The following is a 13,688-nucleotide window of genomic DNA, read 5'->3' as shown; positions in this document are numbered from 1 at the left end:
GTAAACCATAGGACTCCCAGCTCGTCCACGGAAGAGGCACTGCGGGGAACGACCACGGCGATACGATCGGCATCACGGGAACGGAAGTGGCGGATGACGGACATGGACCCTCGGCACCGAGCCGGGCAACGGCCTCGGCACGACGTCGAGTCGCTCGTGGACGCCCTGGCCGCGCGGATGGACGGTGACACCGCGTCCGTGCGCGCCGCCGTCCTCAGCGTCCTGCACAGCCGCGAGCAACAGCACCTCGCCGAGATGGAGCTGCGCCGCGGCATCTTCGACCTCGCCGACCTCGGCGTCTCGCAGCGGGACATCGCCCGGCTCGCCGGCATCTCGCAGCCCGAGGTCTCCCGACGCCTGACCCGGCGAGCGCTCACCGCGTCGCGGCCGTCCCCGCGCGAGGTCATCTCCCAGCGCCAGGCCGGCCTGATCGACTCCGACACGATGGTGCGCGAGCTCTCGACGATGGCGATGACGCACCGGACACCCGCGCGCGACTCCGGCTACGACAGCGCCGCGGCCCAGACCGGCACGGCGAAGGAGCTCGCCGCCGCGTTCCAGGACGGCCTGATCAGCGAGGGCGAGTACGAGACGGTCCGCCGGGCGATCGCCGGGCGCCAGGGCCGGGTCCGCCGCCCGTGAGCGACGCCGACACGAACGACCGCCCCCTCCGTGACCGCACCGCGGACCAGCTCGCCGCGTTCCTGCGGCAGGCCTGTCTCGACGATCCCTGGTCCGACGAGCCCGGAGCGAGCAGCCGGCTCCGGTACGCCCCGGACGGCTTCCTCTACACGGCCGAGCGCCTGCGCCTGCACGAGGAGCTGCTCGCCGCCCACGCCGACCGGACACCGACGCCGAGCGACGACGGCACCCTGGCGGTCGTCGTCACCGCCGGCCCGCCCGGGGCCGGCAAGTCGACCGCGCTGACCCGGATGCCGGAACTCGACGACTACCGCCACGTCGACGCCGACGACTTCAAGGACGCCCTGCTCGTCCGAGCCGCGGCGGACGGGCTGCTCGACGGGTGGACCGGCCACGAGCTCGTCGACGGCCGCCCGGTGCAGCCGCGGGAGCTCGCCGGCTACGTGCACGCCGAGTCGACGGCGGTCGCGGACACCCTGCGTCGTCGGTCCCTGCGCGACGGCGAGAACGTCGTCGTGCACGGCACCCTGTCGAGCGTCGACTACCTCGACGACCTGCTGTCCGAGCTCGACGACGCCGGCTACGACCGCCTGAAGATCGTCGACGTCGAGGTCCCCTTCGACGCCGCGCTCGAACAGGCCACCGAGCGCTGGTGGCAGGTCCGCGACCTCGGCTCGGACCCCCTCGGCGGGCGCTTCGTCCCGGAGTCCGCGATCCGCCGGTACTACCCGGACGGCTCCGGTTCGCTCTGCCGGTCGAACGCGTCCGAACTCGAGCGTCGTGCCACAGACCTCGGCTGGCACGTCACGGTCGAGCGGATCGGCTGACCACTGCGGCAGTGGCACCCCCGAACTGGGGCGAACCCGGCCCCGTCGGCCCGCCTACGGTGAGTTCCGCGCGATCACCCGCGCCCCGACGAGAGGGTCCGATCGTGACCAGCAACGCAGCATCCCCCCGCACCACCGCCGGCTCGACCTGGACGCAGCGCGGCGCGCTGCTCTTCGGTGTCGTCTTCCTCATCGTCGGCATCGCCGGGTTCATCCCGGGCCTGACCATGGACATGGGCACGATGTCCTTCGCCGGCCACGGGTCGATGGCCCTGCTGCTCGGCCTGTTCCAGGTCTCGATCCTGCACAACATCGTGCACCTGCTCTTCGGCATCGTCGGGCTCGTCGCATCGCGCACGGCGAGTGGTTCGCGCCTCTACCTGCTCGTCGGCGGCATCATCTACGCCGTGCTGTTCGTCTTCGGCCTGTTCACCGCCGGCATGACGAGCGGCGCGAACTTCGTGCCGCTGAACAGCGCCGACAACGTCCTGCACGCGTTCCTCGCCGTCGCGATGATCGTGCTCGGCATCGTCCTGCCGCGTCTCGGGACCAGCCGCACCCGCTGAGTCCGCGCCGCACGCGGAAGGGCACGTCGATCCGTCGACGTGCCCTTCCGAGTTCCCGGCCGCGAGTGTCCGCACGTCGACTGCCGCTGAGATCGCACTTCGTGTCGCGTCCCAGCGTGACGTCGCGACACGAAGTGCGATCTCAGCGCCTGCGGACCGCCGCCGCGCCCGCCTCGGGCACCGCCGCCGCGCCCGCCTCGGGCACCGCCGCCGCGCCCGCCTCAGGCTCCGCCGCCGCGCCCGCCTCGGGCACCGCGTCCTCCCCGTCGGGGACCGCCGCGCGGCGCCGCCGCCCGAGCACCCCCGACGCCAGCGCGATCCCCACCAGGATCACGACGCCGCCGACGGGCTCGTTCCACCGCACCCGCTCCCCCAGCACGAGCACGCCGAGCACCACCCCGACCACCGGCGTCAGGTACGTCACGGTCGACGCCCGCGCCGCACCCCAAGCCTGCACGAGCCCCGTGTTCCACATGTAGGCCAGCCCCGTGCCGAGGCAGCCGAGCGCGACCATCGCAGCCACGATCCTCCAGTCCAGGTGCACCGCGCCCGTCGCCGTGAACGGCGCGACCACGAGCAGCAGCGCCGCGCCCAGCGTCAGCTGGACTGCCGTCAGGGTGACCGCGTCGTGGCCGCTGCCCGCGACGAACCGGCGCATGTAGGCCAGGCCGAATCCGTAGCAGGCGGTCATGCCGAGCAGCGCGAGCTGGCCGGGCACCGTGGCGAGCACGGCCGGGTCACCGATGAGGCCCCACGGCCCGACGAGGACCAGCACCCCGAGGATCCCCACCAACACCCCCACGAGCTGCCGACCGCGCAGGCGTTCGGCCGGCAGCAGCAGGGGCAGCGCGAGCAGCACCATGATCGGGGTCGTGGCGTTGTAGATGCTCGCCAGGCCGCTCGGCACGCTCTGCTCCGCCCACGCCACCAGGCTCGACGGCACCGCGTTGAGGAACACCGCGAGCACGAGCAGGTGCCCCCAGAGCGCCAGCGACCGCGGCCACCTCCGCCGGGTCGTGACCATGATCACGATGAGCGTCAGTGCGCCGAGCAGCACGCGTCCGAGCGCGACCTGCTGCGGCGAGAGGCCCTCGAGCCCGATCTTCATGAAGAGGAAGCTCGAGCCCCAGGTGAGGGCGACCAGGACGAACAGGAAGGCGTTCATGCCGCTAGTGTCGAGCCATCGCTCGGCATGAGGCAACGCATCCGCTTCATGCTCCCATGAGGGAGACGCATGAACATCACCATCGCCCAGCTCCGTGCCCTCGTCGGGACCGTCGACTCCGGCTCGTTCACGGCGGCCGCCGTCACCCTCGGCGTCGGCCAGTCGGCCGTCTCACACGCCGTCGCCGGCCTGGAGCGCGAGGTGGGCGGGGCCGTCCTCCGCCGCGGCGGCCCCGCCGCACCCACCCCGCTGGGTGAGCGCCTGCTCGGTCACGCTCGCAGCGTGCTCGCCTCCGTCGACGCCCTGGAGGCCGTGGTCCGGCCCGGCACAGCGCGCGGCACCGTGCGCCTCGCCGCCGTCCCCACCGTCTGCCAGGGCCTGCTGCCGCGGCTCCGCGAGCTGTGGGCGGTGACCCTGCCGGACGTCGACGTGCAGGTCTACGAGGGGGACGACGACGAGATGCCCGAGTGGCTCGAGGCCGGCACCGTCGACGCCGCCGTGCTCGTCGACCCGGCCGTGGTGCCGGACGGCGGGGTCGTCGTGGCGACGGACGAGATGGCCGCCGTGGTGCGCCGGGACCATCCCCTCGCCGACGCGACCGCGCTGACGCTCGACGACCTGCACGAGGACGGACTCGTGGCGGGCGGCGGCGGCTGCGAGTACCAGATCCAGCGGATGCACGAGATCGCCGGGCAGCCCTTCCGCTACGCCCACCGGGTGCGGGAGATGAGCACGATGTTCGGGATGATCCAGCGGGGCGAGGGCGTCTCGATCGTGCCGACGCTCGGCCGCGTGATGCTGCCGGCGGACCTCGTCATGGTGCCGACGCTCCCCCGGCTGGAGCGGACGCTGGTGTTGAGCGGGCCGTCCTCGCGGGCGTGGCACCCGTTGGCGCGGGCGTTGGTCGACGCGGTCTGACGGGCGGTCGGTGGGGCCGGTCGTCGCCGGGTCACGTCCGGGCGGCGTGCGGGCCTCGACGGGTTGGATGGGGTGATGCCCGAGACCTACGTCAAGACCTTCACCCACCCGAACGAGGCCGCCGCCGAGGCCGCGGGGCTGGAGTGGCTCGCCGAGGCCGAGGACGCCGGCGGCACCCGCATCGCCCGGGTGCTCGGTCGTCCGCGGCCGACGGTCCTCGAGCTCGAGTTCGTCTCCGACGCCGCACCGACGGCGGCCCAGGCGGAACGCTTCGGCCGGTCGCTGGCACACACCCACGCCGCCGGGGCCGCGCACTGGGGAGCGCCGTCACCCGGGTTCCCGGCGAACGGCCCGATGCGGATGGGCCGCTCCCGCACGCCGTTCGTCCCCGCGTCCGATGCGCCGGCGACCTGGGGCGAGTTCTTCGCGGAGTACCGGATCCGCGACTACGTGTCACGCATCGTCGACGCCGGCGGGTACGACGGGTCCGAGGCCGCCGTGTTCGAACGCGTCTGCGCCCGACTCGAGGACGGTTCGCTCGGCTCCCCCCAGCCGGCACTCGTCGGGGACGGTCCCGCGCGGCTGCACGGCGACCTCTGGGCGGGGAACGTGCTGTGGCCGCGGGACAGCTCCGAGCCGACGGGCGCCGTGCTCATCGACGCGAACCCGCACGGCGGCCACGCGGAGACCGACCTGGCACTGCTGGCGCTGTTCGGGCTGCCCCGACTCGAGACGGTCGTCGCTGCCTACGATGCCGAGTCCCGGCTCGCGCCCGGGTGGCAGGAGCGCGTCGAGCTGCACCAGCTCGCGCCGCTGCTGTTGCACGTGGTGCTGTTCGGCGGCTCGTACACCGACGCTGCGCTCCGGGCAGCGCGGCGCTACGCCTGACGCGCTCGTGCCTCGCACCGTGCGGGTTCTCCCGCGCCGTGCGAGGTCGTGCACCCCGTGCGGCCCTGCAACCTCGCACCGGGAGCACAAGCGCGCACGGAGCCCGATCCGCTTCCGCTTCCGTCAGACGACCGTCCCGCGCGATGATGACCTCACCCCGCTGACGAGGAGGCAGGCGATGAACCGCTTCGGTCAACTCCCGGACCGCCCCAGCCCGGATGACCTCGTGGTCGAGGTCCCGGCGTTCGAGGACGACCGCCCGCAGCCGGAGCCCGCACCACCGGCCGCTGCGCCGGAGCTCGTCGCGGCCACCGAGTTCGCCCGTGCGTCCCACGCGCCGCCCACGATCCGGAGCACGCAGATGCGCGCAGGAGTCTGGATCGCGGGCGTCCCGATCGCTGCGCTCGTCGTGATCGCGGTCGTGCAGGTGCTGTTCGCCGGCTGACGGGCCGCGGCGTCCGCTCACGACGCCACAGCGCCTCGGCTCCGACCGAGCGTCGCACTCGCACCGTGCGCGCTGCTCCACACCGTGCGAGGTTGCGCACCCCGTGCGGCCGTGCAACCCCGCACCGGGTGCGCAAGCTCGCACCAAGCGCTCCAGGAGCGTGAGTACCGTGGCGTTCCCGAGACACGGACCGTACGTCCGCCGCTCACCATCTGCGAAGGAGCAGCGCATGACCGACACCAACGCATCCGACAGCACCGCACCCGACACCCACGCGCACGACAGCACGCCGGACCCCGAGGGCACCGAGAAGCCCGGCGGTCTCGGCGGGGACGGCACCATCCCCGACCACCCCGAGGGCGTCGCAGCTGGCTTCACCGAGGACGGCTCGCACTTCAACCAGGAAGAGGACGAGGGCGCCGAGTAGCCCTGGCGACTCCGCACCACCGGAACCGGTCCCAACCGCGCAGATCCGCGGCTCGGACCGGTTCCTGCTGTCCCACGCCGAACGGCACCAGCCACGACGCGCCACCGCCCACCCGACGGTGTTGCGCCCGCGGTATACCAGCCCGTAGCATCGCCTCACCGCACCACCCCCACAGGGCCCGACTGCCACCCACCGGTCTGCCCGCGGCGAGCGCTCCACCGTTGCAGCCTCCGTCGTCCGCTGCTGGCACCCGCTCCACATGGACACGCTCGTGAACCCCTCTCCCTTCGGTCTGTACGACCCTGCCCGCGAATCCTCCGCCTGTGGCGTCGGCTTCATCACCCGTCTCGACGGGACCCCGAGCCAGGACGTCATCCGCAAGGGCGACGAGGCGCTCTGTGCGATCCCGCACCGCGGTGGCAAGTCCTCCGAGGGCGTCGGCGACGGCGCGGGCGTGAGCATCGACCTGTCCGTGGAGTTCTTCAGCGCGCTCACCGGCGAGCCGCTCCGCGCCGGCCACTTCGGCGTCGCGAACTGCTTCGTCCCGACGGACCCGACCGACCGTGCCGCAGCGGAGCGCACCGTCGCGGACGCCGTCACCACCGAGGGCTTCGAGCTCCTGCTGGTCCGCGACGTCCCCGTCGACCACACGGTCGCGCGCCCCGAGGCCGAGCAGTACCAGCTCCCGATCGTGCAGTGGGTGTTCCGCGCCCCCGAGGCCTGGTCCCGCGCCGACGTCGACGCCGCCGCGAACCGCGCGCTGCTCGCGATCGAGGCCGTCTCCTACGGTCAGGCCGCCGAGCAGCACCTCGAGCACGCCGCCCTCTCGCCGCTGTCGCTGAGCGCCCGCACGCAGGTCCTCAAGGGCCGGCTGAACTCCGGCGAGGTGATCGGGTACTTCACCGACCTCCGCGACCCCCGGCACTCGGTCCGCACGCTGTACTTCCACACCCGCTTCTCGACGAACACCGAGCCGCACCCGACGATGGCGCAGCCGTTCCGCCTGATGGCGCACAACGGCGAGCTCAACACGGACCGGAAGAACCGGCTCTCCGACGAGGCGCTGGCGCGTGCCCGCACCCGCAGCATCGTGCGCCCGCCCGGCCAGTCCGACTCGAGCCGCCTCGACCAGACGCTGCAGAGCCGCGTGTTCGACGACGGGCTCGAGATCGTCGAGGCCGTCGTGACGCTCATGCCGCCGGCGTGGGAGAACGACCGCACCCTGACGCCCGACGTCCGCGCGATGCTGGAGTACTTCTCGCTGTACGAGGAGAAGAACGACGGCCCCGCCGCGGTGATCTTCAGCGACGGCGACGTCGTGGGCGCCCGGCTCGACCGCCTCGGGCTCCGGCCCCTGCGGACGGTCCAGACGTCCGAGTACCTCATGGTCTCGTCGGAGTCCGGCCAGGTGACGTTCCCCGACGACGAGGTCGTGCACCGCGGCCGGATCGAGGCCGGCGGCATGCTCGTCGTCGACCACCGCACCGGCAGCCTGATGCGCACGGGTGAGGTGCTGGCGATGCTCGCTGCCCGCCGTGACTACGAGACCCTCCTCGACGCGGCCCGGGTGAACCTCGACGACCTGCCCGCCCCGGACTACGACCGCACCACCAACACCCTCGGCTACGACGGCGACCTGTCGCTGCAGGGCCGCTACGTGGCGTACTCGCTGAACCAGGAGAGCTTCCGGTTCATGCTCGACCCGATGCTGCAGAACGGCTCGGAGCGGATCTCGGCGATGGGCTACGGCAACGCCATCAACGCGCTCAGCGACACCGAGGGCGGCATGGCGAAGTACTTCTCGCAGCGCTTCGCCCAGGTCACGAACCCGCCGCTGGACTCCATCCGCGAGGCCGACGGCATGAGCATGCGCGTGACCCTCGGCAGCAAGCCCGACGGGACCGGCAGCGCCACCGGGAGCGGCACCGCCACCGGGAGCGGCACCGCCACCGGCACGACGACCCGCCAGCTCGTGGTGCAGTCCCCGATCCTCGGCCACCTCGACATGGTCCGCCTGCGCGACCAGGACGTCGTGCCGCTCGAGCGCTTCGACATGCTGTACACGCCCGTCCGCGACGACGAGCAGGCCAACGCCGACGCGATGCGCGCCGCCGTGCTGCAGCTCGCCGAGGACGTCGCCCGGTTCGCCGAGCGCACCGGCGGCATCGCGGTCGTCACGGACCGCGAGGTGTCCTCCACCCGCGCACCCCTCCCCGTGATCCTGGCGGTCGCGGCCGTGAACCAGCGGCTCATCGAGACCGGGCTGCGGCTGCGGGTCTCCGTGGTCGCCGAGTCCGGCCAGCTGCCGTCGTCGCACCACGTCGCGACGGCCCTCGGCTTCGGTGCCGCGGCGGTCTACAGCCTCAGCGCACGCCTGCGCGCCGAGGAGAAGTACCCGGCAGCGCCCGCGCCGGCCGGGGAGCTGACCGCGACGGACCTCGCGCTGAAGCAGTTCCGGAAGGCCGCGGAGAAGGCGCTCGCGAAGACGATGGGCCGCGTCGGCCTGTGCACCGCCGAGAGCTACATCGGCGGCGAGTTCTTCGAGCCGAACTACCTCGACACCCGTGACGACCTGTTCGCCCGGGTCTTCCCGCACATGCAGGCCCCGGTCGGCGGCGTCGGCTTCACCCGCATCGCCCAGGCGGCCACGGACTGGCACGAGCGCGCCGTCGCCGTGCAGGGCGACGCCCAGGTGCCGCTGCTCGGCCTCTTCAAGGAGCGCTCGGACGGTGCCGGGCACTCGTTCGGCGTGGCGTCCGTCCGCGGCTTCGGCGGCATGACGGAGGAGCGCCCGTCCTTCGAGCGTGCCGGCGACTCCGAGGCACTCCGCCTGCTGACGCTCGGCCAGCTCGACGACGCCTTCGGCATCACCGACGCCGCGTACCGCAACACCGGCTACGACCGGCTCAGCACGGCCGAGATCGACGCCTTCCGCATCACGCCCGGCTACCGCACGTTCCTGCAGACCACGCACGAGGAGCGCTCCCGTCGCCCCTCCGCGCTCCGCGACGTGCTCGCCCTCCCCGCGGACGTCACCGGCATCGACACGGCAGAGGACTTCGCCCGCGAGCTCGGCCGCTTCTCCCTGACCGGCAACAGCAGCGTCACGGTGCGAGGGCTGCTCGGCTCGCGTCCGTCTGCTGACGACAGCCGGTCGGGAGGCCCGGCACGGTTCCGTCTGGAGCTCACGTCGACGGCGTCGCTGGGTGCACTGCGCCACCAGGCCCTCGCGGACGGGCTCGGCCTGCTCTTCCCCGGCCAGGTGGACGTCGACTCCGTCGACGCCGACCAGGTGACGCTCCGCGCCGCCGGCTCCGCCGTGGACCTGCTCGGGCTGCTCGAGAGCGCCCCGGGGAGCGTCGAGCTCGACGAGGTCCAGCCGGCACACGAGATCACGAGGACCCTGGCGTCCGGGGCGATGAGCCACGGCGCCCTCGTCGCGACCGCGCACGAGGCCGTCGCGCACGGCACGAACATGGTCGGCGGGATGTCGAACAGCGGCGAGGGCGGCGAGCACCACACCCGCTACGGCACCATCCGCGGCTCGCGCATCAAGCAGTTCGCCTCCGGCCGGTTCGGCATCTGGGCGGGCTACCTCGCCGACCCGATGCTCGAGGAGCTGGAGATCAAGATCGGCCAGGGCGCGAAGCCGGGCGAGGGCGGCCAGCTGCCCGCGGCGAAGGTCACGGTCGACATCGCCGCCGCACGTGGTGGCACCCCCGGCGTCGAGCTCATCTCGCCGCCGCCGCACCACGACACGTACTCGATCGAGGACCTCGCGCAGCTCATCCACGACTGCAAGGCCGCCCGCGTCCGGGTGATCGTGAAGCTGGTGTCCTCCGAGGGCATCGGCACGATCGCCGTGGGTGTCGCGAAGGCCGGCGCCGACGTCATCAACGTCGCCGGGAACACCGGCGGCACGGGCGCCGCGGCGGTCACGAGCCTGAAGTACGCCGGCCGCTCCGCGGAGATCGGCGTGGCCGAGGTGCACCAGGCCCTCGTCGCGAACGGTCTGCGCCAGAAGGTCGTCCTCCGCTGCTCGGGCGCGCACCAGACCGGCAGCGACGTCGTCACCTCGGCGCTGCTCGGCGGCGACTCGTTCGAGTTCGGCACCACCGCGCTGATGATGCTCGGCTGCGTGATGGCGAAGAACTGCAACGTGAAGTGCCCGGCGGGCCTCACCACGAACGCCGAGGCGTTCGAGGGCGACCCCCGCGCGCTGGCGCAGTACCTGCTGAACATCGCCCACGACGTCCGGCAGATCCTCGCCCGCCTCGGCCTGCGCTCCCTGCGCGAGGCCCGTGGCCGCACCGACCTGCTCCAGCTCCTCGACCACCCGGCCAGCGTCGGGCGGCTCGACGTCCGGGCGCTGCTCACGCAGGTGCCCGAGAAGGTCGTCACGGACCCCGAGTACCTGGAGAAGGACTACGCCACCGACGACGCGCTCATCGAGCGGGTCCGCGAGGCCCTGCTCGTCCGGCACGAGCACAGCGTGACGATCGACGGCGTGCTCCTCGGCAACGCGGACAAGTCCGTCGGCGGCCAGCTCGGCATCGACCTGGAGCGCGTCCTCAACCACGAGCTCGGTGCCGACGCCCTGCAGGGCGCCCCCGCCGTTTCGACCGACGACCGCGGACGTCGTCGGCTCGTCGACGGTGCCGTGACGATCCGCACGAGCGGCTCCGCCGGCCAGTCCTACGGCGTCTTCAACAACGACGGCGTGACGCTCGACCACACCGGCACCGCCAACGACGGCGTCGGCAAGAGCCAGAGCGGCGGGCGCATCGTCGTCCGTGCGCCCGGCGGCGGCAGCACCGAGCGCGGCGGCAACGTCCTGGTCGGCAACTTCGCGCTGTTCGGCGCGACGGGCGGCAGGACGTTCGTGCAGGGCGAGGCGGGCGACCGCTTCGCCGTCCGGAACTCCGGCGCGACCGCCGTGGTCGAGGGCGTCGGCGACTTCGGCTGCGAGTACATGACCGGCGGTGCCGTGTTCAACCTCGGCGGCTTCGGCAAGGGCCTCGGCAACGGCATGTCCGGCGGCTTCCTGTACCAGTACGACCCGTCCGGTCGGGTGGTCGAGCGCGCGAGCACCGACTCGCTGCTCGTCTTCCCCGTGCTCGACACCACCCGCGGCACCTTCCACGAGGACGCCGCCCGCCTGCTGCTCGAGTGGCACCTCGAGGCGACGGGCTCCGAGCTCGCCGCCCGGCTGCTCGCGGACTGGGAGACCACGCGGACGCACGTCTTCGTCGGCATGCCCCGGGCCCTCCTGCTCACCCAGGACGCCGACGCGATCCTGGCCGGTTCGACCCGGAACGAGCTGCTCGACGAGCTCGCCGTCTCGACCGCGACGGACAAGCTCCGCACGTTCAAGCTCGACTACCGGGATCGCCGCACGGTGCTCGGCGGCCGTGCCCCGGCGCTCGGCGACCAGGGCGGCGACATGTTCTCGCTCCTGTCGTCGTACACGGTGCTCGGCGTCGCCCAGGACCTGGCGCTCGAGCGGGTCCCCGGCGCCGCCGGCCCGGCCGACCCCCGCGTGCTCGAGGCCGTCCGGAACCTGGTGCTCACCGAGGACTTCTTCGTCAAGCAGCGCGTCGTGAAGTACCTCCGCGGCACGCTCGAGCGGTTCGCGGACGACCAGCTCGCGACCCTCATCGCGGTGAAGCGACTCGACGACCACAAGCGTGCGCTCACGCAGCGGAACAACCGCAGCATGGACGCACCCGGCACGACGGGCTGGATCATGCACCAGAACGCCAAGAACGACGGCCGCCTGCACGAGGCCCGCTTCAACGAGCTCCTCGCCACCGCGGCACTCGAGGACATCGCCCGCCGCGCACCGCAGGCCCCGGCCGAGGCGGTGACCGCGTGAACGTCCTGCCCCCGACCGGTCAGCTGATCCCGGTCGACGCCCCGTTCTCCGCCGCGCAGGAGTCCTGGCTCGCCGGGTTCATCGCGGGCATCGCCGCCGCCGGCACCGCCGCGGCCCCGAGCACGCCGACGACCACCGTCGACGTGCTGTTCGGCACGCAGACCGGCACCGCGGAGTCCCTCGCCGACCAGCTCGTGGCCGGTGCGACCGCCCGCGGGCTCGGCGGCCGGGCACGAGCGCTCGACGACGTCACGCCGGAGCAGCTCGCGGGGATGTCGCACGTGCTCGTCGTCACGTCGACGTACGGCGAGGGCGAGATGCCCGACAACGCCGGCCTGTTCTGGGACGCGCTCCAGGCGAGCACCGTGCCCCGCCTCGAGGGCCTGCAGTACGCCGTCCTCGGGCTCGGCGACACGAGCTACGACGAGTTCTGCCAGGCCGGCAAGCTCCTCGACACCCGGTTCGAGCAGCTCGGCGCCACCCGGGTCCACGACCGCGTCGACTGCGACGTCGACTACGAGGACCCCGCCGCCCTCTGGACCGCCGCCGTCCTCGACCGGATCGCCGCCGAGACCGGGGCTACCGGCGGCACCGGCGCGACCGGGCCGGCGACCACGGGCACGACCGCGGCCGGCGGGGCGGGGTCGACCCGGGCCTCCCGTCCGGGGTCGCAGTGGACCAAGCGCAACCCGTACCCGGCGCGCCTGGTGGAGAACCGCCTGCTCTCCGACCCGCGCAGCGCGAAGGAGATCCGGCACTACGAGTTCGACCTCGGCGACAGCGGCATCACGTACGCGGCCGGTGACGCGCTGGCCGTGGTGCCCGTCAACGACGACACCCTGGTCGACCACCTGCTCGAGCACCTCGGTGCCACGGGCGACGAGGTGTTCGACGGCCGGTCGGTCCGCGAGCTGCTGCGCACGGAGCGCGAGGTCAGGGCGCCGTCGAAGGACCTGATCGCCGACCTCGTGCAGCGGTCACCCGCCAGCGAGCTCGCGGCGGTGGTCGCGCACGGCGACAAGCAGGAGCTCGACCGCTGGCTCTGGGGGCGCGACGTGCTCGACCTGCTCCGCGACGCCGGTGACACGGCTCCGGGACTCGACGAGCTGCTGCCGTTCCTCCGGCCCCTGCAGGCGCGCCAGTACTCGATCTCGTCCAGCCCGCTCGCGCACCCGGACCGGATCCACCTGACCGTGGCGTCCGTGCGGTACGGCGACGACCACCGGAAGCACTCCGGGGTCGCGTCGACGCACCTGGCCGACCGGGTCGAGGTCGGCGACGAGGTCGGCGTGTACCTGCAGCCGAACGCCGCGTTCGGCGTGCCGGCGGACGGCGAGGCCCCGCTCATCATGGTCGGGCCGGGGACGGGCATCGCGCCGTTCCGCGGGTTCCTGCACGAGCGTGCCGCGAGCGGGGCGACGGGGCGCAACTGGCTGTTCTTCGGTGACCAGCACCGCGACACTGACTTCGTCTACGCGGACGAGCTCGCCGCGCTGCAGGCCGACGGGGTGCTGACGCGACTCGACCTGGCGTTCTCGCGCGACCAGGCCGAGAAGGTCTACGTCCAGACGCGGATGCGCGAGCAGTCGCGGGAGCTGTACGCATGGCTCGAGGACGGCGCGACCTTCACGGTGTGCGGCGACGCGTCCCGGATGGCGAAGGACGTCGAGGCGGCACTGCTCGACGTCATCGCGACGGAACGCGGTCGTGGGACCGACGACGCGGTGGACTACCTGGCCGACCTGCGGCGGGCGAAGCGGTACGTGCGCGACGTGTACTGAGCACGCGGCACGGTCGCGATCGTGAGGCGGGCGCGGTCGTGAGGCGGTCGCCGTCCCCGGGTTCGGAACCCGAATCCTCTGCCGGGGACGGCGACCTCATCACTCGATACGCGCGGGAACCCCCTGATCCAGGTCTCCCGAGGCCCACGCGGCG

Annotated in this window: 10 protein-coding genes; 9 read left to right on the top strand and 1 reads right to left on the bottom strand. The window is 73.0% G+C overall.

The features are described from left to right. The first annotated feature begins 93 nt into the window (after positions 1-93). From OXR63_RS02290 to OXR63_RS02280, 3 genes are all read left to right on the top strand, one after another. Positions 94-642: a hypothetical protein gene (locus OXR63_RS02290; RefSeq protein WP_267419773.1), complete on the top strand. Its 549-nt coding sequence runs from the start codon at positions 94-96 to the stop codon at positions 640-642. Next, on the top strand, positions 639-1,469 hold the full coding sequence (locus OXR63_RS02285) for a zeta toxin family protein (protein ID WP_267419772.1): 831 nt from the start codon (positions 639-641) through the stop codon (positions 1,467-1,469). Before OXR63_RS02290 ends, OXR63_RS02285 begins: the two co-directional genes overlap by 4 nt. A gap of 104 nt (positions 1,470-1,573) precedes the next feature. Next, complete coding sequence (locus tag OXR63_RS02280) at positions 1,574-2,035, top strand: DUF4383 domain-containing protein (RefSeq protein ID WP_267419771.1); 462 nt, start codon at positions 1,574-1,576, stop codon at positions 2,033-2,035. A gap of 142 nt (positions 2,036-2,177) precedes the next feature. Here the strand turns inward: OXR63_RS02280 and OXR63_RS02275 are convergent, their stop codons facing one another. Beyond that, the gene (locus OXR63_RS02275) at positions 2,178-3,200 is read right to left on the bottom strand and encodes a DMT family transporter (protein WP_267419769.1); all 1,023 of its coding nucleotides are present in this window, start codon (positions 3,198-3,200) and stop codon (positions 2,178-2,180) included. Between the two features lie 69 nt (positions 3,201-3,269). On the opposite strand from OXR63_RS02275, the gene OXR63_RS02270 reads away from it, so the two are divergent. From OXR63_RS02270 to OXR63_RS02245, 6 genes are all read left to right on the top strand, one after another. After that, complete coding sequence (locus OXR63_RS02270) at positions 3,270-4,118, top strand: LysR family transcriptional regulator (RefSeq protein WP_267419768.1); 849 nt, start codon at positions 3,270-3,272, stop codon at positions 4,116-4,118. A gap of 75 nt (positions 4,119-4,193) precedes the next feature. Further along, positions 4,194-5,006, top strand: coding sequence for a fructosamine kinase family protein (locus OXR63_RS02265; protein ID WP_267419767.1), 813 nt, complete (start codon positions 4,194-4,196; stop codon positions 5,004-5,006). 178 nt (positions 5,007-5,184) lie between these two features. Then, entirely contained in the window at positions 5,185-5,451 is a 267-nt protein-coding gene (locus OXR63_RS02260; RefSeq protein ID WP_267419766.1) for a hypothetical protein, read from the top strand. Positions 5,452-5,680: 229 nt separating this feature from the next. Then, positions 5,681-5,878, top strand: a complete 198-nt coding sequence (locus tag OXR63_RS02255) for a hypothetical protein (RefSeq protein WP_267419764.1) — start codon at positions 5,681-5,683, stop codon at positions 5,876-5,878. Between the two features lie 271 nt (positions 5,879-6,149). After that, on the top strand, positions 6,150-11,753 hold the full coding sequence (locus tag OXR63_RS02250) for a glutamate synthase-related protein (RefSeq protein ID WP_267419762.1): 5,604 nt from the start codon (positions 6,150-6,152) through the stop codon (positions 11,751-11,753). Then, positions 11,750-13,534 carry a sulfite reductase subunit alpha gene (locus OXR63_RS02245; RefSeq protein WP_267419761.1) on the top strand — a complete coding sequence of 595 codons (1,785 nt, stop codon included), beginning with the start codon at positions 11,750-11,752 and terminating at the stop codon, positions 13,532-13,534. Before OXR63_RS02250 ends, OXR63_RS02245 begins: the two co-directional genes overlap by 4 nt. Positions 13,535-13,688 lie beyond the last annotated feature (154 nt).

It is taken from the genome of Curtobacterium sp. GC_Cur_3 (assembly GCF_026544205.1).
In the GTDB taxonomy this organism is placed as follows: domain Bacteria; phylum Actinomycetota; class Actinomycetes; order Actinomycetales; family Microbacteriaceae; genus Curtobacterium.
Note: the sequence above shows the minus strand (reverse complement) of the source record. Positions and strands in the feature narration are given on the sequence as shown.

Bases quoted from the DNA above. Each gene is read 5' to 3' on its own strand.
- OXR63_RS02260 (WP_267419766.1), top strand. From the start codon at position 5,185: ATGAACCGCTTCGGTCAACTCCCGGACCGCCCCAGCCCGGATGACCTC.
- OXR63_RS02290 (WP_267419773.1), top strand. From the start codon at position 94: ATGACGGACATGGACCCTCGGCACCGAGCCGGGCAACGGCCTCGGCAC.
- OXR63_RS02265 (WP_267419767.1), top strand. From the start codon at position 4,194: ATGCCCGAGACCTACGTCAAGACCTTCACCCACCCGAACGAGGCCGCC.
- OXR63_RS02275 (WP_267419769.1), bottom strand. From the start codon at position 3,200: ATGAACGCCTTCCTGTTCGTCCTGGTCGCCCTCACCTGGGGCTCGAGC.
- OXR63_RS02270 (WP_267419768.1), top strand. From the start codon at position 3,270: ATGAACATCACCATCGCCCAGCTCCGTGCCCTCGTCGGGACCGTCGAC.
- OXR63_RS02255 (WP_267419764.1), top strand. From the start codon at position 5,681: ATGACCGACACCAACGCATCCGACAGCACCGCACCCGACACCCACGCG.